This window comes from Arthrobacter sp. Soil763 (genome assembly GCF_001428365.1).
Taxonomy (GTDB): Bacteria; Actinomycetota; Actinomycetes; order Actinomycetales; family Micrococcaceae; genus Arthrobacter.
The window spans coordinates 511,473-538,004 of record NZ_LMSH01000003.1; the positions used below are offsets into that span (position 1 = coordinate 511,473).

General features: G+C 69.3%; 23 protein-coding genes. 9 read left to right on the forward strand and 14 right to left on the reverse strand.

What is annotated here, in order from left to right:
• Window positions 1-25: 25 nt before the first annotated feature.
• From sufD to ASG71_RS12070, 3 genes are read right to left on the reverse strand one after another with little or no spacing between them, the layout of a single operon-like run.
• The gene (sufD, locus tag ASG71_RS12060; protein ID WP_056739508.1) at window positions 26-1,312 is read right to left on the reverse strand and encodes a Fe-S cluster assembly protein SufD; all 1,287 of its coding nucleotides are present in this window, start codon (window positions 1,310-1,312) and stop codon (window positions 26-28) included.
• Window positions 1,312-2,775, reverse strand: a complete 1,464-nt coding sequence (sufB, locus tag ASG71_RS12065; RefSeq protein ID WP_056739510.1) for a Fe-S cluster assembly protein SufB — start codon at window positions 2,773-2,775, stop codon at window positions 1,312-1,314. The genes sufD and sufB overlap by 1 nt, the downstream gene beginning before the upstream one ends.
• Window positions 2,775-3,620, reverse strand: coding sequence for a helix-turn-helix transcriptional regulator (locus ASG71_RS12070; RefSeq protein ID WP_235564073.1), 846 nt, complete (start codon window positions 3,618-3,620; stop codon window positions 2,775-2,777). Before ASG71_RS12070 ends, sufB begins: the two co-directional genes overlap by 1 nt.
• A 105-nt stretch (window positions 3,621-3,725) precedes the next feature.
• On the opposite strand from ASG71_RS12070, the gene ASG71_RS12075 reads away from it, so the two are divergent.
• From ASG71_RS12075 to ASG71_RS12085, 3 genes are read left to right on the forward strand one after another with little or no spacing between them, the layout of a single operon-like run.
• Window positions 3,726-4,694, forward strand: coding sequence for an ABC transporter ATP-binding protein (locus ASG71_RS12075; RefSeq protein WP_056739512.1), 969 nt, complete (start codon window positions 3,726-3,728; stop codon window positions 4,692-4,694).
• Entirely contained in the window at window positions 4,691-5,464 is a 774-nt protein-coding gene (locus tag ASG71_RS12080) for an ABC transporter permease (protein WP_056739514.1), read from the forward strand. The genes ASG71_RS12075 and ASG71_RS12080 overlap by 4 nt, the downstream gene beginning before the upstream one ends.
• A gap of 7 nt (window positions 5,465-5,471) precedes the next feature.
• Window positions 5,472-6,419, forward strand: a complete 948-nt coding sequence (locus ASG71_RS12085) for a COX15/CtaA family protein (protein ID WP_056739516.1) — start codon at window positions 5,472-5,474, stop codon at window positions 6,417-6,419.
• 318 nt (window positions 6,420-6,737) lie between these two features.
• Here the strand turns inward: ASG71_RS12085 and ASG71_RS12090 are convergent, their stop codons facing one another.
• Window positions 6,738-7,700 carry a heme o synthase gene (locus ASG71_RS12090; protein ID WP_056739518.1) on the reverse strand — a complete coding sequence of 321 codons (963 nt, stop codon included), beginning with the start codon at window positions 7,698-7,700 and terminating at the stop codon, window positions 6,738-6,740.
• Between the two features lie 510 nt (window positions 7,701-8,210).
• Here ASG71_RS12090 and tkt point away from each other — a divergent pair.
• The 6 genes from tkt (at window position 8,211) to pgl (ending at window position 16,487) form a co-directional block, all read left to right on the forward strand.
• On the forward strand, window positions 8,211-10,328 hold the full coding sequence (tkt, locus tag ASG71_RS12095; RefSeq protein ID WP_056739520.1) for a transketolase: 2,118 nt from the start codon (window positions 8,211-8,213) through the stop codon (window positions 10,326-10,328).
• Between the two features lie 65 nt (window positions 10,329-10,393).
• Complete coding sequence (gene tal, locus ASG71_RS12100; RefSeq protein ID WP_056739524.1) at window positions 10,394-11,512, forward strand: transaldolase; 1,119 nt, start codon at window positions 10,394-10,396, stop codon at window positions 11,510-11,512.
• A 7-nt stretch (window positions 11,513-11,519) separates the two neighbouring features.
• Complete coding sequence (locus ASG71_RS12105; RefSeq protein WP_056739527.1) at window positions 11,520-13,163, forward strand: glucose-6-phosphate isomerase; 1,644 nt, start codon at window positions 11,520-11,522, stop codon at window positions 13,161-13,163.
• Window positions 13,164-13,178: 15 nt separating this feature from the next.
• Window positions 13,179-14,741 (forward strand): glucose-6-phosphate dehydrogenase, encoded by a 1,563-nt coding sequence (gene zwf, locus ASG71_RS12110; protein WP_056739529.1) that lies wholly within the window; start codon window positions 13,179-13,181, stop codon window positions 14,739-14,741.
• Window positions 14,738-15,679: a glucose-6-phosphate dehydrogenase assembly protein OpcA gene (locus ASG71_RS12115; protein ID WP_056739531.1), complete on the forward strand. Its 942-nt coding sequence runs from the start codon at window positions 14,738-14,740 to the stop codon at window positions 15,677-15,679. The genes zwf and ASG71_RS12115 overlap by 4 nt, the downstream gene beginning before the upstream one ends.
• Window positions 15,669-16,487, forward strand: coding sequence for a 6-phosphogluconolactonase (gene pgl, locus ASG71_RS12120; RefSeq protein WP_056739532.1), 819 nt, complete (start codon window positions 15,669-15,671; stop codon window positions 16,485-16,487). Before ASG71_RS12115 ends, pgl begins: the two co-directional genes overlap by 11 nt.
• Here the strand turns inward: pgl and ASG71_RS12125 are convergent.
• From ASG71_RS12125 to uvrC, 10 genes are all read right to left on the reverse strand, one after another.
• A complete protein-coding gene (locus ASG71_RS12125; protein ID WP_056739534.1) occupies window positions 16,440-16,835 on the reverse strand; it encodes an RNA polymerase-binding protein RbpA in 396 nt (131 codons plus the stop codon). The two genes, pgl and ASG71_RS12125, sit on opposite strands and share 48 nt — an antisense overlap.
• Window positions 16,836-16,959: 124 nt before the next feature.
• Window positions 16,960-17,217, reverse strand: coding sequence for a preprotein translocase subunit SecG (gene secG, locus ASG71_RS12130; RefSeq protein ID WP_056739536.1), 258 nt, complete (start codon window positions 17,215-17,217; stop codon window positions 16,960-16,962).
• A 48-nt stretch (window positions 17,218-17,265) separates the two neighbouring features.
• Entirely contained in the window at window positions 17,266-18,081 is an 816-nt protein-coding gene (gene tpiA, locus ASG71_RS12135; protein WP_056739538.1) for a triose-phosphate isomerase, read from the reverse strand.
• A 74-nt stretch (window positions 18,082-18,155) separates the two neighbouring features.
• On the reverse strand, window positions 18,156-19,382 hold the full coding sequence (locus tag ASG71_RS12140) for a phosphoglycerate kinase (protein WP_056739540.1): 1,227 nt from the start codon (window positions 19,380-19,382) through the stop codon (window positions 18,156-18,158).
• 10 nt (window positions 19,383-19,392) lie between these two features.
• A complete protein-coding gene (gap, locus tag ASG71_RS12145; protein WP_056739541.1) occupies window positions 19,393-20,403 on the reverse strand; it encodes a type I glyceraldehyde-3-phosphate dehydrogenase in 1,011 nt (336 codons plus the stop codon).
• 267 nt (window positions 20,404-20,670) lie between these two features.
• On the reverse strand, window positions 20,671-21,294 hold the full coding sequence (locus ASG71_RS12150; RefSeq protein WP_056739543.1) for a superoxide dismutase: 624 nt from the start codon (window positions 21,292-21,294) through the stop codon (window positions 20,671-20,673).
• Window positions 21,295-21,466: 172 nt separating this feature from the next.
• Window positions 21,467-22,447 (reverse strand): DNA-binding protein WhiA, encoded by a 981-nt coding sequence (gene whiA / locus ASG71_RS12155; protein WP_056739545.1) that lies wholly within the window; start codon window positions 22,445-22,447, stop codon window positions 21,467-21,469.
• A 10-nt stretch (window positions 22,448-22,457) separates the two neighbouring features.
• Window positions 22,458-23,477 carry a gluconeogenesis factor YvcK family protein gene (locus tag ASG71_RS12160; RefSeq protein ID WP_056739547.1) on the reverse strand — a complete coding sequence of 340 codons (1,020 nt, stop codon included), beginning with the start codon at window positions 23,475-23,477 and terminating at the stop codon, window positions 22,458-22,460.
• Complete coding sequence (rapZ, locus tag ASG71_RS12165; protein ID WP_056739549.1) at window positions 23,477-24,400, reverse strand: RNase adapter RapZ; 924 nt, start codon at window positions 24,398-24,400, stop codon at window positions 23,477-23,479. Before rapZ ends, ASG71_RS12160 begins: the two co-directional genes overlap by 1 nt.
• Before the next feature lie 108 nt (window positions 24,401-24,508).
• Window positions 24,509-26,518: an excinuclease ABC subunit UvrC gene (uvrC, locus tag ASG71_RS12170; protein ID WP_056739551.1), complete on the reverse strand. Its 2,010-nt coding sequence runs from the start codon at window positions 26,516-26,518 to the stop codon at window positions 24,509-24,511.
• Between the last annotated feature and the right edge of the window lie 14 nt (window positions 26,519-26,532).

The window sequence follows — 26,532 nt, forward strand, 5'->3', positions numbered from 1 at the left end:
CGTGTCCTCTCCGTTGGTCCGTCGTCTAGTTGTCCGTGGCGGCGAGCTCGCGCTCGACGGCGGCCGTGAGGCGTTCCTCGATGGCGGGAACCCGGATCTGCTGGATGATCTCGTTGAGGAAGCCGCGGACCACCAGGCGGCGGGCGACCTTCTCCGGAATGCCGCGCGCCATCAGGTAGAACAGGTGCTCGTCGTCGAAACGGCCCGTGGCGCTGGCGTGGCCGGCCCCGGCGATCAGGCCGGTCTCGATTTCCAGGTTCGGCACGGAGTCGGCGCGGGCGCCGTCGGTGAGGACCAGGTTGCGGTTGGCCTCGTACGTGTCGGTGCCTTCGGCTTCCTTGCGGATCAGGACGTCGCCCACCCACACGGTGTGCGCGTTGCGGCCCTGCAGGGCGCCCTTGTACAGGACGTTGGACTTGCAGTTCGCGACCGCGTGGTCGACGAAGAGGCGCTGCTCCAGGTGCTGGCCGGCGTCGGCGAAGTACAGGCCGAACATTTCCGCTTCCGCGCCGGGCGCGGTGAAGCGGGCCGACGGCGTGACGCGGACCAGGTCGCCGCCGAGGCTGACGACGATGTGCTTGAACTTGGCGTCGCGGCCAAGCTTCGCCTGCTGCGAGGAGGCGTGCACGGCGTCGTCGTTCCATTCCTGGAGCGAGATGACGGTGAGTTCCGCGCCGTCCTCAACGAGGATTTCCACGTTCTCCGAGACGACGGCACTGCCCTGGTGGTCCAGGACGACGACGCCGCGGGAGAACTTCTCGGCGATGATGACCAGGTGCTGCGCGGAGGCCGCTTCGCCCTGACCGGTCAGCACCACGCTGACCTCGCCTTCGGTCTGGACGTTGGCGGGAACGGTGATGACCGTGGCCTCGGCGAAGTTTTCCCAGGCGTTGGCGGACACCCGGTCCTCGGGGATGGCCGCGGAACCGATGCGGGCATCGTCCCGGCCGACCGTCTCGACCCGGACGCCCTCGGGCGCGGTGACGGCGACGGCCGGTGCGGCCCCGCCGAGGACCTCGGTGTGCAGGCCGCGGAGGCGCTTGAGCGGGGTGAACCGCCAGTCCTCTTCCATGCCGGTCAGCGGCTTGAAGTCCGCCAGGGTGTAGGAGGTCAGGCGGCCGGCGCGCGAGCTGTCCGGGACGCCGACGCCGCCGCCGTGCGAGTGCGCCTTGACGGCGTCACCGGCGAGCGGTGCCTTCGACTCGGCGGAGTTGAGCGGCGAAAGGCTTTCGCCTTCCTCGGTGAAACCGTCGATGAACGGCTGGGATGAGGGCGCGCCGATGCGCGCCTTTTCAGTAGTGATGTCAGTCATTAACCGACCGATCCTTCCATCTGCAGTTCAATCAGGCGGTTCAGCTCGAGCGCGTATTCCATCGGCAGCTCGCGGGCGATCGGCTCGATGAAGCCGCGCACGATCATCGCCATGGCCTCGTCCTCACGCATGCCGCGGGACATCAGGTAGAACAGCTGCTCTTCGCTGACGCGCGAGACCGTGGCCTCGTGGCCCATCACGACGTCGTCCTCGCGGATGTCGATGTACGGGTAAGTGTCCGAGCGGCTGATGGTGTCGACCAGCAGCGCGTCGCAGCGGACCGTGTTGGCCGAGTGCTTGGCGCCTTCGCGGACCTGGACCAGGCCGCGGTAAGCGGCACGGCCGCCGCCGCGGGCCACGGACTTGGAGATGATCGAGCTCTTCGTGTTCGGCGCGATGTGCACCATCTTCGAGCCGGTGTCCTGGTGCTGGCCCTCGCCGGCGAACGCGATCGAGAGGGTTTCGCCCTTGGCGCCCTCACCGACCAGGTACACGGCCGGGTACTTCATGGTGACCTTGGAACCGATGTTGCCGTCGATCCACTCCATCGTGCCGCCCTCTTCGCAGACGGCGCGCTTGGTGACCAGGTTGTACACGTTGTTGGACCAGTTCTGGATGGTCGTGTAGCGGACGCGGGCGCCCTTCTTCACGACGATCTCCACGACGGCGGAGTGCAGCGAGTCCGAGGTGTAGATCGGCGCGGTGCAGCCCTCGATGTAGTGGACGTAGGAGTCCTCGTCCGCGATGATCAGGGTCCGTTCGAACTGGCCCATGTTCTCGGTGTTAATGCGGAAGTAGGCCTGCAGCGGGATGTCCACGTGGACGCCCTTGGGCACGTACACGAAGGAGCCGCCGGACCAGACAGCGGTGTTCAGCGACGCGAACTTGTTGTCTCCGACCGGAATGATGGTGCCGAAGTACTCCTGGAAGATCTCCGGGTGCTCGCGCAGCGCGGTGTCGGTGTCCAGGAAGATGACACCCTGGGCTTCGAGGTCCTCGCGGATCTGGTGGTACACCACCTCGGATTCATACTGGGCGGCGACGCCGGAGACGAGGCGGCTGCGCTCGGCTTCCGGGATGCCCAGCTTCTCGTAGGTGTTGCGGATGTCCTCGGGCAGGTCCTCCCAGCTGGCGGCCTGCTTCTCCGTGGAGCGCACGAAGTACTTGATGTTGTCGAAGTCGATGCCCGAGAGGTCGGCGCCCCAGGTGGGCATCGGCTTGCGGTCGAAGTACTTCAGGCCCTTGAGGCGGAGGTCGAGCATCCATTCGGGCTCGCCCTTCTTGGCCGAGATGTCACGCACGACCTCTTCATCGATACCACGGCGGGCGTTGGCGCCGACGTCGTTCTTGTCGGCCCAGCCGTACTCGTAGGTGCCGATTCCGTGGAGCTCGGGATTCTTTTCCAGAATCTCCGAAATCACCGTGGATTCAGCAACCTTCTTCTCTGATAGTTGGTCCGTCATCACGGCCTTTCTTGCAGATGGTTGGATACTTCGTCCGGACTGTCCTGGCCCGCGAGGCTGGTGGCCCCGGGAGCGGCCGGACGGCCCGTAGGTATGTGGGTGGTGCAGACGTGTCCGCCGCGCGCCAGCGTGGAGAGCCGGCGGACGTCGACGCCGAGCAGCCGGGAGAAGACGTCCGTCTCCGCCTCGCAGAACACCGGGAACTGCGAGGCCAGCTGCTGGATGGGGCAGTGGCCCTGGCACAGCTGCACGCTCGAGAGCGCCGCCGGGAGCGGTGCCTTGGCCTCGATGGACTGCGCCGAGGCGACGAAACCGTCCCGGCTCAGGGCCGCGGACAGCGCCCGGGCGCGGGCCGTGATGTCAGCCCCCGCGGCCTCGATCTCCGGCGCGTAGCGGCGTTCCATCTGCGCGAACCGTTCGACGGCGAACTCGCGCACCGCCTCCGGGCCGGCCAGGTCACCGATCCGCCGCAGGGCGGACCCGGCAATGTCCAGGTAGTCGTTGCCCAGGCTGGACTGGCCCTGCGAGCTGAGCACGTAGCGGCGGGCGGGCCGGCCCGCGCCGGCGCCTGCCCGGGCAGCGCGCTTGACCTCGATGACGCCGTTGCGGGAGAGATGGTCCAGGTGCCGGCGCACCGCGGCCGGGGTGAAGCCTAGCATCTCGCCCAGCTCGGCGGCACTGATCGGCCCGTGCTCCAGCACCGCGGCCTGGACCCGGTCCCGGGTGCGTTCGTCGGCCTCGCGCGCGTGCGCAGCCCGGCCCGCCGCGAGCGGCTCCGCGCGCACGGGCGCGGCGACAGGCTCGGCTGCGGGCACAGCGGACGTCGAGGGGCTCATGGAATACACAACACAATCATGTCGTAATTTACTCCCCCGATCCAGTAAGGCATGGCTTCCCGCGCCGCGGGCCGGGCTCGGCTCCGCGGCTACTACATCGCGTAGAATGCTCAGGTGCGATCTCCCGAATCCCCCGCCCTCACCATCCGCGGGCTCATCAAGGATGTTGGCCCGCTGCCCAGCCTTGACGGCAAGATGCTGCGGGTGGTCAGCGGGCTGTCCCTGACCGCCGAACGCGGCCAGGTCACGGCGCTGCTGGGCGCCAACGGCGCGGGCAAGACCACGACGATCGAGTGCGCCCAGGGGCTGCAGAAGCGGACCGGCGGCACGATCAGCCTGCTTGGCGCGGACCCTGACACCGCCGGCGCCGAACTGCGCGCCCGGGTGGGCGTGATGCTCCAGGACGGCGGGCTGCCGCCGTCGGCCCGTCCCGTGCCGCTGCTGCGGCACATCGCCGGCATGTACCAGGACCCGTGGCCGGTGGACGACCTGATCGCCCGGCTGGGCATCGACGCTTTCAGCCGCACCTCCGTGCGGCGGCTCTCCGGCGGGCAGAAGCAGCGCCTGGCCCTCGCGGCGGCCCTGGTCGGCCGGCCCGAGGTGCTCTTCCTCGACGAACCCAGCGCCGGCCTGGACCCGCAGTCCCGGCAGCTCGTGTTCGAGCTGATCGGCGAGCTGCGCGACCGCGGCATGGGCATTGTCCTGACCACCCACCTGATGGACGACGCCCAGCGGCTGGCGGATTACGTCTACATCATCGACGCCGGGCGCAACGTCGCCGAGGGCACCGTCGCCCAGTTGCTGCGGCATGAGCTGACGGAGGACACGGCGGGGCAGCACATCCGCACCCTGCTCTTCGAGGCCGAACCGGGCCTGGACCTCGCCGGTGTGCTGCCGGACGCCGTCGACGTCCGCGAAACACGCGCCGGCAGCTACAGCGCCACCGGCCCGCTGACGCCGGCGGACCTCTCCGCCGTGGCGGCGTGGTGGGCCGCCCGCGGCATCATGCCCGCCTCGATGAGCCTGGCGGCCCGCAGCCTGGAAGACGTCTTCCTCGACATCTCCGGAAGGGAGACCCGATGAGTACCTCCCCCGCCGCGGCGACGCTCGGCAGCAGGCCCGCATCATTGCTGCGCCGCGTCCTGCTGCAGGGCCGGTATGAGACCGTCACCATGCTCCGCAACGGCGAGCAGCTGATCCTGGCGGTCATCCTTCCGTTGCTGGCGCTGGTGGGACTCACTGTCACCCCGCTGCTGGACGGCCTCGGCTCAAGCCGGGTCAACATCGCCGTCCCGGGCATCCTGGCCCTGTGCGCCATGTCCACCGCCTTCACCGGCCAGGGCATCGCCACCGGCTTCGACCGCCGCTACGGGGTCCTGCGCTTCCTGTCCACCACGCCGCTGGGCCGGACCGGGCTCATCCTCGGAAAGGTCCTGGCCGTGCTGGCGGTGCTGGTGCTGCAGGTTCTGGTGGTCGCCGCCGTCGCCCTGCCGCTGGGCTGGCGCCCCTCCCTGCCGGGCCTGCTGCCGGGACTGCTGCTGCTGGTCCTCGGGGCCGCGGCCTTCACCGCGCTGGGTCTCCTCGTGGCCGGGACCGTCCGGCCCGAGGCAACGCTGGCGATCACCAACCTGCTGTGGATCCTGCTGGGAGCTTTGGGCGGCATCGTCCTGCCGGCCGAGCGGCTCCCCGCAGCCGCGCAGGCGGTGGTGCACTTCCTGCCCTCCGGCGCGCTGGGACAGGCGCTGCGGGACGCCTTCCTGCACGGCAGCGTCAACCTGGCCGCCGCCTTTGTCCTGCTGCTCTGGACGGCGCTGGCCGGCCTCGCGGCAACCCGTTGGTTCAAGTGGAATTGAGAAAACTGTGAGTACGGCCTCCCGCCCTTCCCGGCTCGTATCCCGGGTGTCCTCCCGGCTGCCCGTCACCGTCGACAAGACGGTGCGCCGGCTGGCCGTGCTGTCCCTCATCGGCCAGACCGTGCTGGTGGTCACCGGCGGCGCCGTCCGCCTCACCGCTTCCGGACTGGGCTGCCCCACCTGGCCCCGCTGCACGGACAGCTCGCTGGTGAACACCCCCGAAATGGGCATCCACGGCATCATCGAGTTCGGCAACCGGACGCTGACCTTCGCCCTGGCCGCCGTCGCCGTCGCCATGCTCGTGTTCCTGTGGAACCTGCGCAAGGAACGGCGCGACCTCTTCGGCCTGGCGCTGGGCCTGCTGGCGAGCATCCCGGCGCAGGCCGTGATCGGCGGCGTCACCGTACTCACCCAGCTCAACCCGTGGGTGGTGGGGCTGCACTTCCTGGTTTCCATGGCGCTCGTGGTGCTGGCCACCCTGCTGGTCAACCGTGCCTACGGCCGGACCGGCCGGGCCCGGACCAGGGACCTGGCTGCACTGCCCGGCGCGGCGCGCCCGGTGCTGACCGCCACGGCGCTGATGGCCGCCGTCGCCGTGTGCCTCGGCGTCGTGGTCACCGGCGCGGGCCCGCACGCCGGTGACGCGGACGCGCCGCGCAACAACCTGGACTGGGACCTGTTCTCACACATCCACGCCGTCCCGGCCTACCTGGTGACCGCGGGCGCGCTGTTCGGCGTGTTTCTGGTGGTCCGCGGCCGTATCCAGGGCCCCTTCCGCACTGCCGTTTTCCTGCTGCTGGGCGTCACCGTGCTGCAGGCCGTTATTGGTTTCACGCAGTACTACAACGGCATCCCGGCCCTGCTGGTCGGCGCCCACATGCTCGGCGCGGCCCTGCTGATGAGCGCCGCCACCAACGCCGCCGACGTCGCACACAGCAGTCCGGTGAAGAACTAGCCCCCAACCGCAGGCTGCCTTCCTCAGCCGCCGGCTCGGAGGAGCCCCGCCGTCCGGGGGCACTTTGGCTGCCATTTCCGACGGCGGCCGGGTTTACGGCGTGTCCGCGCCAATGTGCCCCCGGCGAGCCGGCGTCGCACTTCCCCCGGGCCGATCGCCTGCTTAAGGGTTTTCGCTCCGCCACCAACGCCGCCGACGCCGCACACAGCAGCCCCCGGCAGTAACAGGCCGCCAACACCACGGGGCCCCGTCCCGCCCGTCCGCTCGATGCCGGACCGGCGGGGCGGGGCCCCGTTTGTGTTTGCGTGTGCGGGCTGCCTAGCCGCCGACGATCGCGGACCCGACGAACGGGTCGACGGCGAGCGCCAGGAACAGCAGCGTCAGGTAGCTGATGGAGCCGTGGAAGACCTTCATGGCGCCCTTGTTGGACACGTCCCCGCCCTGCGCCCGGTTGTACAGGGCATGCGACTCATACAGGAACCAGGCACCCGCGGCGACGGCGGTGACCGTGTAGACCCAGCCGGCGCCGCCGACCGGAATCAGCAGCAGCGAGCAGGCGACCATGGCCCAGGCGTACAGGACCACCTGGACGGAGACGACCTTGGCGCCGGCGATCGCTCCGAGCATCGGCACGTTGGCGTTCCGGTAATCCTCGCCGTAGCGCATGGACAGCGGCCAGTAGTGCGGCGGCGTCCAGAGGAAGATCACCATGAACAGGACGAAGGCAGGCCATTCCACCGTATTGGTCACGGCCGCCCAGGCGATCAGCACCGGGAAGCAGCCCGCGGCGCCGCCCCAGACGATGTTCTGGGCGGTGCGGCGCTTGAGGATCATCGTGTAGATGACGACGTAGAAGACAATGGCTCCCAGGCCCAGCCAGGCCGAGAGCGGGTTCGCGCCGAACCAGAGGATCACGATGGCGGCCGCACCGAGCAGCCAGGAGAAGACCAATGCTTCCCTCGGTGTCACCTCGCCCGTGACAAGCGGACGGTTCTCGGTCCGGTGCATCAGCTTGTCGATGTCCCGGTCGATGTAGCAGTTGAAGGAGCCGGCGCTGCCGGCGGCAAAGGCGCCGCCGACCAGGGTGGCAAGGATCAGGCCCAGCGACGGGAAGCCGCGCTCGGCATAGATCATGGTCGGCAGGGTGCTGACCAGCAGCAGCTCGATCACCCGGGGTTTCGTGAGCGCCAGATAGGCCTTGGCCTTGCGGGCGAAGCCGATCCGGCCAGGGGCCTGGGAGGCATTAAGCGGCGTATCTGTTGTGCTCACGGTGGCAGTCACTCTGTTCTGTCTGGCTGGTCTGGCCGGCTGGTCGCCGCGGCGCGGACAGGTCCGTTGCACCGCGGCCGCAAGGGGGTCCGCGCACAGCGCACAGGCATGTCCCCGCCCCCGTTGGTAGCCACCCACCATCATACCGTGGCGGCACCGGCGCCGGTTCCCGGCCGGCCCGGCCCGTTCGACCGCACCAACGCGGACTCTCTGCCGCCCGGCCCGCGGTGATTCACATAAGACAAAAAGCGGTCCACAGCGTGAGATGTTCACTGCCCGGCAGGTGGAATGGGGCTAAGCTGGGTCACAGATCGGCACGCACGGGCGGCCGCCCCAACGGCGCTCCCTGCCTCTGCGCATGCGACTAGTGATAGATCAACGTTTCGATGGTGAACGGCTGGTACGAACCGCAGCGGGCACCTTCCTGTGCTCCGGCGGAGCCGCCCCAAGGCAACACGCCAAGGGCTGCGTCCCGTACCTCCGGCCGTCAGCACAGAGAGGGGCCCGGTTTTCGTGCCACATTTGGAAGAGCAAGAACTGTCTTGGACTGATCTGGACCGGCGTGCGGTCGATACCGTGAGGGTGTTGGCGGCGGACGCGGTGGAGAAGGTCGGCAATGGCCACCCGGGGACGGCGATGAGCCTGGCGCCGGCGGCGTACCTGTTGTTCCAGAAGGTCATGCGGCATGATCCGGCGTCCCCGGACTGGCTGGGCCGCGACCGGTTCATCCTCTCCCCGGGCCACACCTCGCTGACCCTGTACATCCAGCTCTTCCTCTCCGGTTACGGGCTCGAGTTGAAGGACCTTGAGGCGCTGCGCACCTGGGGTTCCCTGACCCCGGGCCACCCGGAGTACAAGCACACCGCCGGGGTGGAGATCACGACCGGGCCGCTGGGCCAGGGCCTGGCGTCCGCGGTCGGTTTCGCGTACTCCCAGCGCCGGATGCGGGGCCTGTTCGACGCCGACGCCCCGGCCGGGGAATCCCCGTTCGACCACACCGTGTGGGTGATCGCCTCCGACGGCGACCTGCAGGAAGGCGTCACGGGCGAGGCGTCCTCGCTCGCCGGGCACCAGGAACTGGGCAACCTCGTCGTGATCTACGACGAGAACCACATCAGCATCGAGGACGACACCGACGTGGCGTTCACCGAAGATGTCCTGGGCCGGTACGAGGCCTACGGCTGGCACACCCAGCGGGTCGACTGGACCGCGACCGGCGAGTACGTCGAGGACGTCGCCGCCCTGCACGAAGCGCTGCTCGCCGCGAAGGCCGAAACGGGCAGGCCCTCGATCATCTCGCTGCGGACCATCATCGGGTGGCCGGCGCCGAAGAAGCAGAACACCGGCAAGATCCACGGTTCGGCCCTGGGCGCGGAGGAAGTCGCGGCCCTGAAGGAAGTCCTGGGCTTTGACCCGGAGCGGTCCTTCCAGGTCGAGGACGAGGTCCTGGCCCACACCCGTGAGGCCCAGGCCCGGGGCGGGCACGCCCGGAAGGTGTGGGAGGAGTCCTTCGCCGCGTGGCAGGCAGCCCACCCCGAGGACGCGGCCCTGCTCGAGCGGATCGAATCCCGGCAACTGCCGGCCGGCATCGAGGACGCCCTGCCGGTCTTCGAAGCCGGCAAGGACGTCTCAACCCGCGCCGCATCCGGGAAGGTCCTCAACGCCCTCGGCCCGGTCCTGCCCGAACTCTGGGGCGGCTCCGCGGACCTGGCCGAGTCGAACAACACCACGATCGAAGGCTCGCCGTCCTTCATCCCCGCGTCCCGGCAGACCGAGGCGTGGAAGGGCAACCCCTACGGCCGGGTCCTGCACTTCGGGATCCGCGAGCACGCCGCCGCCTCGATCGTCAACGGCATCACCCTGGCCGGCCCGACCCGGGCGTTCTCGGGCACGTTCCTGATCTTCTCCGACTACCAGCGCCCCGCGATCCGGCTCGGCGCCCTGATGGGCGTGCCGTCCCTGTACGTCTGGACGCACGACTCGATCGGCCTCGGCGAGGACGGCCCGACCCACCAGCCGGTCGAGCAGCTCGCCTCGCTCCGGGCCATCCCGGGCCTGGACGTGGTCCGTCCCGGCGACGCGAACGAGGTCGCCGCGGCGTGGAAGGCCATGCTGGAGAACCACGCCAACCCGGCCGGGATCGTCCTGACCCGGCAGAACATCCCGACCTGGGACCGCGGCACCGGCGAGGCCACCGGTGACACGTTCGCCTCGACCGCCGGTGTCGCCCGCGGCGGCTACGTCCTGGCCGAAGCCTCGGCCAACGGCGAAACCGCCGAACCGCAGGTCATCCTGATCGGCACCGGCTCCGAGGTCCAGCTCGCCGTCCAGGCCCGCGAGGCCCTCCAGGCCGAAGGCATCCCGACCCGGGTGGTCTCCATGCCGTGTGTGGAATGGTTCACCAGGCAGGACGCCGCCTACCGCGACGCCGTGCTCCCCGCCTCCGTCAAGGCCCGCGTCTCGGTCGAAGCCGGGCTCGCCCTGGGCTGGAAGGAGTTCGTCGGCGACGCCGGCCGCTCGATCAGCCTCGAACACTTCGGCGCGTCCGCTGACTACAAGCGCCTCTTCCAGGAATTCGGCATCACCGCCGAAGCCGTCACGGCCGCCGCGAAGGAATCCCTCGCCGGCCTCACCGCCTGAGCACCACCTCACGCCACCCGGCCGCCGCCCCACGGGGCGGCGGCCCCAGACTTCAGGAGTTAGCTATGAACAGCACCCCCACGCAGCAGTTGTCCGACGCCGGCGTCTCCATCTGGCTCGATGACCTTTCGCGCGGCCGCCTCGCCACCGGCACGCTGCGCAAACTGATCGAAGAGAAGAACGTCGTCGGGGTCACCACCAACCCGAGCATCTTCCACGCCGCCATCACCACCGGCACCGACTACGACGCCACGATCAAGGAGAAGGCCGCCGCCGGCGCCAGCGTCGAGGAGACGGTCTTCGCGATCACCACCTCCGACGTCGCCGACGCCTGCGAGCTGTTCGCCCCGGTCGCCGCCGCCTCCAACGGCGTCGACGGCCGCGTCTCGATCGAGGTGGACCCGAGGCTGGCGTGGGACACCGCCGGTACGATCGCCGAGGCCAAGGAGCTCTACGGCCAGGTCAACAAGGACAACGTCCTGATCAAGATCCCCGCCACGCTCGAAGGCCTCGAAGCCATCACCGCGACCCTGGCCAGCGGGATCAGCGTCAACGTCACCCTGATCTTCTCCCTGGAACGCTACCGCGCCGTCATCAACGCCTTCCAGAGCGGCATCGAACAGGCCAAGGAAAACGGCCACGACCTCTCCAAGATCCACTCCGTGGCGTCCTTCTTCGTCTCCCGCGTGGACACCGAAATCGACAAGCGCCTCGACGCGATCGGCACCGACGAAGCCAAGGCCCTCAAGGGCAAGGCAGGCCTGGCCAACGCCCGGCTGGCCTACCAGGTCTACGAGGAGCTGTTCTCCACCGAACGCTGGGCCCTGCTCGCCGAAGCCGGCGCCCGCCCGCAGCGGCCGCTGTGGGCCTCCACCGGCGTCAAGGACCCGGCCTACCCGGACACCCTGTACGTCACCGAACTGGTCGCCCCCGGCGTCGTGAACACCATGCCGGAGAAGACCCTCGACGCCACCTACGACCACGGCGCCATCACCGGCGACACGATCACCCGCGGTTACGACGACGCGAACGCGACGCTCAACGCGCTCGATGCGCTCGGCATTTCCTACAACGAGGTTGTCGCCGTGCTCGAGTCCGAAGGCCTCGACAAGTTTGTGGCAAGCTGGAAGGAACTGCTGGCCGACGTCGAGGGCGCCCTCGCCGCTGCACGGAAGGACGCATAGCCTCCTCATGACCACTCTCAGCTACGACGCCACGGGCGCCGCCCGCCAGGCCCACGAACAGCACCTGCCCGCACTCCTGGAGGACCGGGTCGCCACCCGGATCTTCGCCAAGGACGCCACCCTGTGGGGTCCCGACGCCGAGGGCGAATCCGCGGCGCGGCTCGGCTGGGTGGAAGCAGCCACCGTGTCCCAGCCGCTGGTCGCAGACATCCTCTCGCTCCGTGACGCCCTCCGCGCCGAGGGTGTCACCCGGATCGTGCTGTGCGGCATGGGCGGTTCCTCGCTGGCCCCCGAGGTCATCGCCGGAACCGCCGGCGTCGAGCTGACGGTCCTCGACAGCACCGACCCGGAACAGGTCGCCGGCGCCCTCGCCGACCGGCTGGCAGAGACGGCGATCGTGGTGTCCTCGAAGTCCGGATCCACCCTGGAGACCGACTCGCAGCGGCGCGTGTTCGAGCACGCGTTCTCCGAGGCCGGTCTCGACGCCAAGAGCCGGATCATCATCGTCACCGACCCCGGGTCACCGCTCGATGCCGCCGCACGCGAGGCGGGGTACCGGGCCGTGTTCAACGCCGACCCCAACGTCGGCGGGCGCTACTCGGCGCTGACCGCGTTCGGCCTGGTGCCGTGCGGGCTGGCCGGCGTCGACATCCAGGCCTTCCTGGACGAGGCCGAAGAGGCCGCCGAGATCCTCAATGACGACAGCGAGGACAACATCGGCCTCGCCCTCGGCGCGGCCCTGGGCGGCACCAACCCGCTGCGGAACAAGATCGTGATCGCCGAGGACGGCTCCGGGTTCGCCGGGTTCGCGGACTGGGCCGAACAGCTGATCGCCGAATCCACCGGCAAACTGGGCACGGGCGTGCTGCCCGTGGTCGCCGGCGTCAACGCCCCGGAGGTCAGCTCCGGGGCCGACGACGTGCTCGTCGTCCGCCTCGTGGCGGCCGACGCCGACGTCGAGCTCGGCGCCAACGAAGCGGCCATCGCCGGCGGCCTCGCCGCGCAGATGATGGCCTGGGAGTTCGCCACCGCCGTCGCCGGCCGGCTGCTCGGCATCAACCCGTTCGACCAGCCCGACGTCGAAGCGGCCAAGGTCGCCGCCCGCGGCCTGCTGGACGCCCAGCCGGAACCGACGCCCGCCAACTTTACCGACGGCGCCATTGAGGTCCGCGGCGGCGACTGGCTGGGCGGCGCGTCCACCGCAGCCGACGCCGTCAGCGCACTGCTCGGCCAGCTCGGCACGGACGGCTACCTCAGCGTCCAGGCCTACTTCGACCGGCTCAACTACGCCCCGCTGGAGGGCATCCGCGACGAGCTGGCCGCCCTCAGCGGCCGTCCGGTGACCTTCGGCTGGGGCCCGCGCTTCCTGCACTCCACCGGGCAGTTCCACAAGGGCGGCCCGGCCATCGGGGTGTTCCTGCAGGTCACCGCGGCGTCCGCCACCGACCTTGGCATCCCCGGCCGTCCGTTCACCTTCGGCGAGCTGATCTCCGCGCAGGCCGCCGGCGACGCGCAGGTACTCGGCGACCACGGCCGCCCCGTGCTGCGGCTCCACCTGACGGACCGGGCCGCCGGCGTCAGCCAGCTGCAGCAGCTCGTCTCCACGCTGGCCGGCACTGCCGCCCGGCCGGCAACCTCTACCGAAAGCTAAGGCACCACCACCACCATGCCATTTTCGCAAAACGGCGCCCGTCCGACGGCGGGCCGTGGGCGCAATCCGCTCCGCGACCCGCGGGACCGGCGGCTCAACCGCATCGCCGGCCCGTCCTCCCTTGTCCTCTTCGGCGTCACCGGCGACCTTGCCCGGAAGAAGCTCATGCCGGCCGTCTACGACCTGGCCAACCGCGGGCTCCTGCCGCCGAGCTTCGCCCTGGTCGGGTTCGCCCGGCGCCAGTGGGAGAACGAGGACTTCGCCGCCGAGGTGAAGGAAGCGGTCAAGAACTACGCCCGCACCCCCTTCGACGAAACGGTCTGGGAGCAGCTCTCCGAAGGAATCCGCTTCGTCCAGGGCGAATTTGACGACGACGACGCGTTCGAGCGGCTCAGCGACACGATCGACGAGCTCGATGAACAGCGCGGGACCCGGGGAAACCACGCCTTCTATCTGTCAATCCCGCCGAAGGCGTTCGAACTGGTCTGCCGGCAGCTCTCCAAGCACGGGCTGGCCCAGGCGGAGGGCGACAAGTGGCGCCGCGTCGTGATCGAGAAGCCCTTCGGGCACGACCTCGAGTCCGCGCGGCAGCTCAACGACATCGTCGAATCGGTTTTCCCGCCGGACGCAGTGTTCCGGATCGACCACTACCTGGGCAAGGAAACGGTCCAGAACATCCTGGCACTGCGCTTTGCCAACCAGCTGTTCGAGCCGCTGTGGAACGCCAACTACGTCGACCACGTCCAGATCACCATGGCCGAGGACATCGGCACGGGCGGCCGGGCCGGCTATTACGACGGCGTGGGCGCGGCCCGCGATGTCATCCAGAACCACCTGCTGCAGCTGCTGGCCCTGACCGCCATGGAGGAACCGATCTCCTTCAACGCGGACGACCTCCGGGCCGAGAAGGAGAAGGTCCTGGCCGCCGTCCGGCTGCCGGAGGACCTCTCGACCCATTCGGCGCGCGGACAGTTCACCGGCGGCTGGCAGGGCGGCGAGGAAGTCGTGGGCTACCTCGAGGAGGAAGGCATCCCAGCCGACTCCACCACCGAGACGTTCGCCGCGATCCGGGTGGACATCAACACCCGCCGCTGGAGCGGTGTGCCGTTCTACCTGCGGGCCGGCAAGCGCCTGGGCCGCCGGGTGACCGAGATCGCCGTCGTCTTCAAGCGGGCGCCCAACCTGCTGTTCCGCGACCACGGCGAGGACGACTTCGGCCAGAACGCCGTGGTAATCCGGGTGCAGCCGGACGAGGGCGCCACGATCCGCTTCGGCTCCAAGGTTCCCGGCACGCAAATGGAAGTCCGTGACGTGACGATGGACTTCGGCTACGGGCACTCCTTCACCGAGTCCAGCCCGGAGGCCTACGAACGGCTCATCCTCGACGTCCTGCTGGGCGAACCGCCGCTCTTCCCGCGGCACCAGGAGGTGGAGCTGTCGTGGAAGATCCTCGATCCGTTTGAGGAGTACTGGGCCAGCCTGGACGAGCAGCCGGAACCCTACGCCCCCGGCAGCTGGGGTCCGCCGTCCTCGGCCGAACTGCTCGCCCGCGACGGACGCACCTGGAGAAGGCCATGATCGTAGATCTCCCCGACACAACGACCTCCAAGATTTCCAAGAAGATCATGGCGCTGCGCGAAGCGGGCGGCGTGATCGCCCTGGGCCGCGTGCTGACCCTGGTCGTGGTGACCAAGTCCGGTCTGGAAGAGGAGGCCATCGAGGCCGCCAACGAGGCCAGCCGCGAGCACCCCTGCCGAATCATCGTCCTTGCCGACGCCGGCGCCTCGGCGCCGACCCGGCTGGATGCCCAGATCCGGGTGGGCGGCGACGCCGGTGCCTCCGAAGTCATCCTGCTCCGCGGCTACGGCGAGCTCGCCGAGGAGAGTGAATCCCTGGTGGCCGCGCTGCTGCTGCCGGACGCGCCGATCGTGGCGTGGTGGCCGCACGGCGCGCCGCGCAACGCCTGCGAAACCTCGATCGGCAAGATCGCGCACCGGCGCATCACGGACGCCGCGAACGAGGCCGATCCGCTCGCGTCGCTGGACAACCTCCGCAGCACCTACAAGGCCGGCGACACCGACCTGGCCTGGACCCGCCTGACGAACTGGCGGATCCAACTCGCCGCCGTGCTCGACCAGGTGGACTCCTCGCCGGTGACCGCGGTCGCCGTCGAAGGCGCCTCCGACTCCCCCAGCACGATGCTGCTGGCCGCATGGCTGACCCTGGCGCTGGACGCCCCGGTCACCATCGTCGCGGACCCGGCCGGCACCGGCATCCGCCGGGTGCGGCTGACCCGCACCGGCGGTGACATCCAGCTGTACCGGCCCGGCCTCACGGTCGCCGAACTGACCCAGCCGGGCCAGCCCGCGCAGCGGATCTCCCTTCCGCGCCGCAGCCTCAAGGACTGCCTGGCCGAGGAGCTCCGGCGGCTGGACCCGGATGAAGTCTTCGGTGAAGTGATTACTATGGGACTGCCCCGTACCAACCTAAGGAGTGTCCGTCCCAGTGAGCGCTGAGCCCAGAGTAAGCATCCATCCTGACTCCACGGTCCTGATGGCCGCGATCGCGGCACGCCTGATCACCAAGCTCGTGGACATCCAGGACCGGCACGGCGAGGCCACGGTTGTGCTGACCGGCGGCTCGATGGGCATCGGATCGCTCAAAGCGGTCGCCCAGTCCCCCGCTGCCCCGGCGGTGGACTGGTCCAAGGTGAACTTCTGGTGGGGGGATGAACGCTTCGTCGCCGGCGACGACGCGGACCGCAACGCCCGCCAGGCGCACGAGGCACTGCTCTCGCACATCGAGGTCGACCCGGCCCGCGTACACGTCCCGGGGTCCACGGATGACTTCGACACCCCGGAGGAAGCGGCGGCGGACTACGCCCGCCGCCTGGCCGAGGCCGCCGCGGCGGAGCACGCCGCCGACATGTCCGACGACCGCCCGGAACAGCCGGGCCGGCTGCCCCGGCTGGACATTGTGCTCCTCGGCGTCGGACCCGACGCGCACGTGGCCTCGCTCTTCCCCGAGCAGGCAGGCATCCGCGAGAAGGACCTCACGGTCGTCGGGGTCAGGAATTCCCCCAAGCCGCCGCCGGCACGGCTGTCCCTGACGCTGCCGACGATCAACACCGCCAGCGAGGTCTGGATGGTGGTGGCCGGCGACGACAAGGCCGGAGCCGTGGGCCTGGCCCTCGCCGGGGCTAACCCTGTGCAGGTGCCGGCCGCGGGGCCCCGGGGGCGGAACCGGACGCTGTGGCTGATCGACGAGGACGCGGCCTCACGCGTCCCCGAGCAGCTCGTTCGGAAGGGCCCGGCGGGCGCGTAGCTTTTCCAGCGCTCCGGCCAGCACGTCTTCGGCGTCCTGGCTGGAGCGCCGCTCTTTAACGTATTCGAGGTGGCTCTTGTATCCCTCGGCCGGTTCGTCCTCCAGCGCGAACCGGGCCTCATCACGGGTCGCAGCCCCGCCGCAGCGGCGGCAGTCCCACACCCCCGGGATCTGCTCCTCCGGAAGCTTGGCGAACACGAGGACGGTCTGGTGCCCCTTGGCACACTGGTAGGTGACCGAGACCCTGGGCTGGCCCACGCCCCTCCCGTCGAGCGGCTCGTGGCGGGCCGGTGCCCCGGCGATGGCTCCAACACGGATGCCCCTGAATCCGGAAGCAGAATGCAGCATCGGGAACTCCTGGCTACTGTCGGTGGTGTGCTTCTTGCCAGCGACAGCGTACGCCGGGAGTTCCCGATGCCGGGAGGGCCGCAAGGCCCATATGAAGTTGTCTGCGCCGGTCCGGCGCGTCGGCCTAGGAGTCGGCGCCGGTGCTGAAGCGCATCAGCAGGCCCAGGGCGATGATCACGACGCCCCAGGTGACGCCCAGGATCACGGTGAATCGGTTCAGGTTCCGTTCGGCCACGCCCGAGGAGCTCAGCCCGGAACTCATGCCGCCGCCGAACATGTCGGATACGCCGCCGCCGCGCCCCTTGTGGAGCAGGATGAGCAAGGTCAGCAGGAGGCTGGTGATGCCCAGCAGCACCTGCAGGATGACATGAAGAACGTCCACGACGGCCTTTCGAAAGAGGGGAATACGGGGGCCACAGCTGTGTCCGGACTAGTCCGCCAGCAGGTGGCTCTCGAACCTGACAATATTAGCAAACTCGGCCGCGTCCAGGCTGGCACCGCCGACGAGGAGTCCGTCCACGTCGCGTTCCTTGAGGATTGAGGCGGCGTTGTTGGCCTTGACCGAGCCGCCGTAAAGCAGCCGCGTCTTGGCCGCGACCGGGGCGTCGAAGAGGGTGGACAGCTCGGCGCGGATCGCTGCGCACATCTCCTGGGCATCCTCCGGCCCGGCGACTTCGCCGGTGCCGATCGCCCAGACCGGCTCGTAGGCGACGACGAGCTCGGCCGCCTGCTCGCCGGTAAGGCCTTCGACGCCGGCGCGGAGCTGGGTCAGGGTGTGCTCGACGTGGGTGCCGGCCTGGCGGACCTCGAGGCCTTCGCCGACGCACAGCACCGGGGTGATCCCGTGGCGGAAGGCGGCCTTGGTCTTGGCGTTCAGCACGTCGTCGGATTCGTGGTGGATCGTGCGGCGTTCGCTGTGGCCGACGAGGACGTAGCGGCAGCCGAGCTTGGCCAGGAACTGGCCGGAGATGTCGCCGGTGTAGGCGCCGGAGTCGAACTGTGACAGGTCCTGCCCGCCGTAGGCGACCTGGAGCTCGTCGCCCTGGACGAGGGTCTGCACGCCGCGGAGGTCGGTGAACGGCGGGAAGACCGCGACCTCCACCCGGCTGTAGTCGTGCTTGGCGTCGGACAGTGTCCAGGCCAGCTTCTGCAGCAGGGTGATACCCTGGACGTGGTCCATGTTCATCTTCCAGTTGCCCGCGATAAAGGGCTTCCGGTCGAACTTGCCGTTGGTTGAGGTTGTCACGTGATCTCCAAAAGAGTCGTTGCGGTGAAGAAGCCGGCACGGTGCCCGCCGGGGCACCGTGCCGGCTTGAGGTTTTAGCGGTCCAGCACGCTCAGGCCCGGCAGGTCCTTGCCCTCCAGGTATTCCAGGCTGGCGCCGCCGCCGGTGGAAATGTGTCCGAACTGGTCATCGGCGAAGCCGAGGGTCCGGACTGCAGCCGCGGAGTCGCCGCCGCCGACGACGGTGAACGCCTCCGTTTCGGTCAGGGCCTGTGCCACGGCACGGGTGCCGGCCGCGAAGGCGGGGAACTCGAAGACGCCCATCGGCCCGTTCCAGAACACCGTCTTGGCGCCCTTGATCCGGTCCGCGAAGGCGGCAGCCGAGTCCGGGCCGATGTCCAGGCCGATGCCTGCGGCGCCGAAGCTGCTGGACTCGATGGCGTCCGCGGAGACAGTTTCGTGGGCAGCCTCGGCGCCGAACTTCTCCGCCACGACCACGTCGGTGGGAACCACGAACTCGGTCCCGGCGTCGGCGGCCCGCTTGAGGTAGTCCTGCACCGCGGGGATCTGGTCCTCTTCGAGCAGGCTGCCGGCGACCTTGTGGCCCGCGGCGGCGAGGAAGGTGAACAGCATGCCGCCGCCGACCATGATGGTGTCCGCCTTGCCGATTAGGTTCGCGATGACCGCGAGCTTGTCGGAGACCTTTGAGCCGCCGAGGACGACGACGTAGGGCCGCTGGGTGTCGTCGGTGAGCTTGCGCAGCACCTCGACCTCGGTGCGGACCAGGTCGCCCTGGTAGGACGGCAGCCGGGTGGCGACGTCGTACACGGACGCGTGCTTACGGTGCACGGCGCCGAAGGCGTCATCTACGAAGGCCCCGTTGGAGCCGGTGAGGGCCACCAGTTCGTCGGCGAAGGCGCCGCGCTCGGCGTCGTCCTTGGACGTCTCCCGGGCGTCGAATCGCACGTTCTCGAGGACCAGCGCCTCACCGTCGGCCAGCGCGGCGGCGGCCGCTTTGGCGGACTCCCCCACGGTGTCGTCGGCGAGGGAGACCTTGAAGGACGCCAGGGATGCCAGCCGGTCCGCGGCGGGCTTCAGCGAGTATTTCGCGTGCGGGGCGCCCTTGGGGCGGCCCAGGTGTGCCGTGACCAGCACGCGGGCACCGGCGTCCGTGAGCTTCGACAGCACTGGCAGGGAGGCCTTGATGCGGCCGTCGTCAGTGACTGTAGAGCCGTCGAGCGGCACGTTCAGGTCGCTTCGAACCAGAACGTACCGCCCGCGGACACCATCAGCGATCAGTTCGTCGAGGGTGTGGAATGTCATGAGTCTTACCCTAGCCCAGCTTGGACGCGACAAGCTCCGTAAGGTCGACGAGGCGGTTGGAGTAGCCCCATTCGTTGTCGTACCAGGAAACAACCTTGACCTGGTTGCCGATGACCTTGGTCAGGCCGGAGTCGAAGATGGACGACGCCGGGTCCCCGACGATGTCCGAGGAGACGATCGGCTCATCGGTGTAGGTCAGCAGGCCCTTGAGTTCCTCGGTCTCGGAGGCGGCCTTGAGGGCGGCGTTGACTTCCTCGACGGTGGTCTCGCGGGAAACGGTGACGGTGAGGTCGGTGGCCGAGCCGGTCGGGACCGGGACGCGGATGGCGTAGCCGTCCAGCTTGCCCTTGAGTTCCGGGAGGACCAGGCCGATGGCCTTGGCCGCGCCGGTGGAGGTGGGGACCATGTTGATGGCGGCGGCGCGGGCGCGGCGGAGGTCCTTGTGCGGGCCGTCCTGCAGGTTCTGGTCGGCCGTGTAGGCGTGGATGGTGGTCATCAGGCCGCGCTCGATGCCGAAGGCGTCGTTGACGACCTTGGCCAGCGGGCCGAGGCAGTTGGTGGTGCAGGAAGCGTTGGAGATGATGTTGTGCGCGGCCGGGTCGTAGAGGCCGTCGTTGACGCCCATCACGATCGTGATGTCCTCGTCCGAGGCGGGGGCGGAGATCAGGACCTTCTTGGCGCCGGCATCGATGTGCTTCTGCGCGTCGGCGGCCTTGGTGAAGAAACCGGTCGATTCGATCACGATATCGACGCCGAGCTCGCCCCAGGGCAGCTTGGCCGGGTCGCGCTCCGCGAGGACCTTGACGGTCTTGCCGTCGACGACGATGTTGCCGTCCTTGACCTCGATGGTTTCGGCCAGGCGGCCGCCGACGGAGTCGTACTTGAAGAGGTGGGCCAGCGCTTCGGGGCTGGTGAGGTCGTTGACTGCCACGATCTCGAGGTCTGCACCCTGGGCCAGGGCGGCGCGGAAGTAGTTGCGGCCGATGCGGCCGAAGCCGTTGATACCAATACGTGTCGTCACGTTTTCAGTCTCCTTGGTGCTCTCTATCAAGCACGATTAGTTGAGTAGGCGTTCAAGCCAACTAACAGATCCCGCACGCCATTGGGCAGAGATGATTACCAGATCGGAGGGCGACCAGCCACGTTGCTGAAGGCTAACCGCCTTCCGTGATCCATCTTACGTTTAACTGGGCCCGCCCCCGCAACTGCGGGGGCGGGCCGTCCACGATCCGGGCCGAATGGACCGAAATGTGAGCTTTGTTACAGCACTGCGCCGTCCGGGGACGGGTCAGAGCGTGATCAGGCCGGTGGCTTTCTGCCGGGCGGCGTCGAAACGCCGGGCGACGTCGGCCCAGTTCACGATGTTCCAGAAGGCCTTGACGTAGTCGGCCTTGACGTTGACGTAGTCCAGGTAGAAGGCGTGCTCCCACATGTCCAGCATCAGCAGCGGGGTGGTGCCGAGCGCGACGTTGCCCTGCTGGTCGTAGAGCTGTTCGATGACCAGGTTGCCGCCGATCGGCTCGTAGGCCAGGAAGCCCCAGCCGGAGCCCTGCAGACCCATGGCCGCGGCGGTGAACTGCGCACGGAAGGCGTCGAACGAGCCGAAGGCGTCATCGATCGCGGCCGCGAGCTCGCCCTCGGGCTTGTCGCCGCCGTCCGGGGAGAGGTTCTTCCAGAACACGGAGTGGTTGATGTGGCCGCCGGTGTGGAACGCGAGGTCCTTGGAGAGGCGGTTGATGTTGGCGAAGTCGCCCTTCTCGCGCGCCTCGGCCAGCTGGGCCAGGGCGTTGTTCGCGCCGGTCACATAGGCGGCGTGGTGCTTGCTGTGGTGCAGCTCCATGATCTTCGCGGAGATGTGCGGCTCCAGCGCCGCGTAGTCGTAGTCCAGTTCTGGCAGTACGTATTCGGTCACAAAATCCTCCAATGTCATGGACTGTCCGTCCGGTTTTGCTACTTCTCGGATTGTGCATCCGGGTGGCTGGCACCCGGAAATCTGTGGCTGCGGGTCCAGGGTGCATAGCTCCCGGCCCCACCGGGGTATTCCCGCCCCGGCTCTGATTCTGTCCTTAATCCCCCGGCCGCGGCTACTCGTCGAGCATTTCCGGGGTCACGTTTGCCTCCGTGCCGGGAATCCCAAGGTCCTGCGCGCGTTTGTCGGCCATCGCCAGCAGGCGGCGGATCCGGCCGGCAATCGCGTCCTTGGTCATCACCGGGTCGGCGAGCCGTCCGAGCTCGTCGAGGCTGGCCTGCTTGTGCGCCACACGCAGCTCGCCGGCGTATTTGAGGTGGTCCGGCACGTCGTCGCCGAGGATCTCCAGCGCCCGGTCGACGCGGGCTCCGGCGGCGACCGCCGCCTGGGCGGAGCGGCGCAGGTTGGCGTCGTCGAAGTTGGCCAGCCGGTTCGCGGTGGCGCGGACCTCCTTGCGCATCCGCCGCTCTTCCCAGACCATCAGCGCGTCGTGGGCGCCCATCCGGGTCAGCAGCGCCGCGATGGTGTCGCCGTCGCGGATCACGACGCGGTCCACTCCCCTGACTTCGCGGGCCTTGGCCTGGATGCCGAGCCGCCGCGCGGCCCCGACCAGGGCCAGAGCGGACTCCGGTCCCGGGCAGGTCACTTCCATGGCGGAGGAGCGGCCCGGTTCGGTCAGCGAGCCGTGAGCCAGGAACGCGCCGCGCCAGACGGCCTCGGCGTCGGCGGCGGAGCCGTTGACAACGACGGACGGCAGGCCACGGACCGGCCGGCCGCGGGAATCCAGCAGGCCGGTCTGGCGGGCCAGGGCTTCGCCGTCGCGGACCACCCGGACCACGTAGCGGCTGCCGCGGCGCAGCCCGCCGCCGGAGACGACGATGATCTCGCTCTGGTGGCCGTAGACCTCGGCGATGGCGGCGCGGAGCCGGCGGGCGGTCGAGGCGAGGTCCACCTCGGCCTCGATCACGATCCGGCCGGAGATAATGTGCAGCCCGCCCGCGAACCGGAGCATGGCGGACACCTCAGCCTTGCGGACCGAGGACTTCTTGATGTCCAGCCGCGAAAGTTCTTCCTTGACTGATGCTGTCAGTGCCATGGCACCTTCCCTACCTGTTCCCAAAAATGTCGTGGTACGCCGTAGCCAGGCGCAGCGGGTCGTGGATCGGCCGGCGGTTCGACGCCCCTACTTTACCCAAGACCACCTCCGCGCCGAGCATCCCGGCGGCCTGCTCGAAGTCGCGGCGGTCCGGCACCGACGCGGGATCGGCCAGCACGACGTCGACGGTGAACTCCGGCGCGTAGTCGCGCAGCACGCGCAGGTGGTCCGCGGCGGTCATGCCGAGCGTTTCCTTGGTGTCGGTGGCGAGGTTCATGGTCAGGCACCGCCGCGCCTCGGTCTTGCACAGGGCGTCGCGCATCTCGGGCAGCAGCAGGTGCGGCAGCACCGAGGTGTACCAGGACCCGGGGCCGAGGACCACCCAGTCGGCCAGTTCGATGGCGGTGAGCGCCTCGACGCAGGCGGGTGCGGCCTCGGGGAGGAGGCGGACAGCCTCCAACCGGCCGGCCACGGCGCACCGGGCCTGCCCGCGGACGGTCTGCAGCTCGGACCCGCCGTCCGGCCGCGCCACCCGGGCTTCGCCCTCGATGGTGAGCGGGGTGGTGGACATCGGCAGGACCTGTCCCCGGGCGCCGAGCAGCGCACCGGCCCATTGGAGTCCGACGACGGCGTCGCCCAGCAGTTCCCACAGGGTGACGATCAGCAGGTTGCCCATGGCGTGTTCGTCAAGCGAGCCGCCGCTGCCCTTGCCGGGTTTGAAACGGTGCTGCATGACATCGCGCCAGGTCCGGCCCCAGTCGGTGTCGTCGCAGAGGGCCGAGAGCGCCATCCGCAGGTCCCCGGGCGGGAGGACGCCGTACTCCTCGCGCAGCCGCCCGGAGGAGCCGCCGTCGTCAGCGACGGTGACGATGGCGGTCAGCTCGGAGGTGAGCAGCCGCAGCGCGGACAGCGAAGCGGAGAGGCCGTGCCCGCCGCCGAGGGCGACCACGGAGGGGCCTTTGTCCTGCTGGCCGGCGGAGGCCGCGCTGGCGGCCGGAACCAGGGGCAGGGGCCCGGTCAGGAGCGCCATTACTCGCGGCCCAGATCCCGGTGGGTGGTGGTGACGGTGACGCGGGGGTACTGCGCCAGGCGCCGCGAGAGTTCGACGGCGACGGCGACGGAACGGTGCTTGCCCCCGGTGCAGCCCACGGCGATCGTGGCGTAGTGCTTGTTCTCGCGCCGGTAGCCGTCCAGGACCGGTTCGAGGGCCAGGACGTAGCGTTCCACGAAGTTGCTGACGCCCTTGGCCTCAAGCACGTAGTCGCGGACGTCCTCATCCAGTCCGGTGTGCGGGCGCAGCTGCGGCACCCAGTGCGGGTTGGGGATGAAGCGCGCGTCGGCGACGAAGTTGGCGTCCACGGGCAGGCCGTATTTGAAGCCGAAGCTCATCACGTTAAGGCGCAGCGCGACGGGTCCCGTCTCGCTGAACAGCTCGGTGATGGCGGTGGCGAGGCCGTGGACGTTCAGCGGCGAGGTATCCAGCACGATGTCCGAGGATTCCCGCAGTTCGCGCAGCAGTTCGCGTTCGGTGGCGATGCCGTCCAGGATCCTGCCGCCGCCCTGCAGCGGGTGCGGCCGGCGGCCCTGTTCGAAGCGGCGCACCAGCACGTCGTCGCTGGCGTCCAGGAACAGGACGCGGAACATGACCCCGCTGGCCTCGAGGTTGCGCAGCGCGGCGCGGATGTCGGCGAAGAGGTCCTTGCTGCGGACGTCCACGACGACGGCGAGCTTGGAGATGGAGCCGGGCGCGTGCGAGACGAGCTCCGCGAGCGTCCCGAGCATCTGCGGCGGCAGGTTGTCGACCACGTACCAGCCGTGGTCCTCCAGGGCGTCCGAGGCGGTGCTGCGCCCGGCGCCGGACATCCCGGTCACCACCAGCAGCTCCGCTTCGACCGGCTTGACGGGCGTCAGCCCGTCCGCCTCCATGCCGGATCCTGCCGTTGACTCTGTCATGCGTCGTGCCCCATCTCTGCTGTCCGCTCTGCTGCGAGGGCGGCGCGGCAGTTTCCCGGTGCGCGCCACACTTCAGCTCCTAACCCTAGCTAAGATTGCCGGCGCTAGCTAAGTTTCGAGGATTTCGCCGGTCGTCATGTTGACCGCCGGCAGCGCCGGGGCCGCGGCGCCGTCGTCGGCGCTGAAATGTTGCACGATCGCGGCCGCGAGGGCGGGACCGATTCCCTTCGCCGCGGTCAGCTCCTCGGCACTGGCGGCCTTGATGCTCTTGACCGACCCGAACTGGTTGAGCAGGGCCTTGCGCTTGGATTCACCGAGGCCCGGCACGCTGTCCAGCGCCGAGACCGTCATGGCTTTGCCCCGCTTTTGCCGGTGGAAGGAGATCGCGAAGCGGTGCGCCTCGTCGCGGATCCGCTGCAGCAGGTAGAGGCCGGCCGAGGCCCGGGGCAGGATGACTGGGAAGTCGCTGTCCGGCAGCCAGACTTCCTCGAGCCGTTTGGCCAGCCCGACGACGTAGACGTCGTCGACGCCGAGTTCGACCAGGGCCTTGGCGGCGGCGTTCACCTGGGGCTTGCCGCCGTCGACGACGACGAGGTTGGGCGGGTAGGCGAACTTCGCCCGCGGGGCCGGTGTGGTGGTGTCCGCAACGACCGCCTCGGCGGCGGCGTCCAGCGCGGCCTGGTGCCCGGGTTTTGCCGCGGCCGCCGCCTGCGCCGCCTGGTCCTCCAGGTAGTGCCGGAAGCGCCGGGTCAGGACATCGTGCATGGCCGCCGTGTCGTCGTTGGCGGCCGCGCCGGTGACCGAGAACTTCCGGTAGTCGGACTTCTTGGGCAGCCCGTCCTCGACCACCACCATCGACCCGACCACGTTGGTGCCCTGGACGTGGGAAATGTCGAAGCATTCGATCCGCATCAGCGCGTCCGGCAGGTCCAGGGCTTCCTGCAGTTCCTGCAACGCCTGGGAGCGCATGGTCAGGTCGCCGGCGCGCCGGGACTTGTGCAGTTTGAGCGCATGCTCGGCGTTGTCCCGCACCGTGGAGAGCAGGGTGGCCTTGTCGCCGCGGCGCGGGACCCGGACGTCCACCCGGGCGCCGCGCAGGCCGCTGAGCCACTGGGCCAGTTCCTCGGCGTTGCTCGGTTCCTCCGGGACCAGGACCTCGCGCGGCAGCCTGCCCTGCACCTCGCCTTCCTCGCCGTAGACCTGCTGGAGGAGGTGCTCGACGAGGTCCGGTGTGGTGGTGTCCTCGACCTTTTCCACCACCCAGCCGCGCTGGCCGCGGATCCGCCCGCCGCGGACGTGGAAGACCTGGACGGCTGCTTCGAGTTCGTCCTCGTGCAGTGCGAACACGTCGGCGTCGGTGTCCTCGGCCAGGACCACGGCGTTGCGTTCGAACACCTTCTTCAGGGCCACGATGTCGTCGCGGACACGGGCCGCGCGCTCGTAGTCCAGCTCCGCGACGGCGGCGGCCATGTCCTTTTCCAGCCGGGAAACGAAGCGCTTGGCTTCGCCGCCCATGAACGCGCAGAAGTCCTCGGCCAGGGCCCGGTGGTCTTCGGTGGAGATCCGGCCGACACAGGGGGCGGAGCACTTGTCGATGTAGCCAAGCAGGCAGGGCCGGCCGCTGGCCTCGGCGCGCTTGAGCACGCCGGCGCTGCAGCTGCGGACCGGGAAGACCCGCAGCAGGGTGTCCATGGTCTCGCGGATGGCACCGGCGGTGTACGGGCCGAAGTACCGGGTGCCCTTGCGCCGGTCCCCGCGGAGCACCTGGACCCGGGGGTACTTCTCCCCCATGGTGACGGCGAGGTAGGGGTAGGACTTGTCGTCGCGGAACATGACGTTGAACCGCGGCTTGAATTCCTTGATCCAGGTGTATTCGAGCTGCAGCGATTCCAGTTCGCTGCCGACCACGGTCCATTCCACGCTGCTCGCCGTGTGGACCATGGCGTGGGTCTTGGGCAGTAGCCCGGCGGGGTTGGCGAAGTAGGAGTTCAGCCGGGAGCGGAGGTTCTTGGCCTTGCCCACGTAGATGACCCGGCCGTGCGGGTCACGGAAGCGGTACACGCCCGGGTTGGTCGGGATTTCGCCCGTCTGCGGACGGTAACTCGCTGGATTTGCCACCGTCCCATTCTACT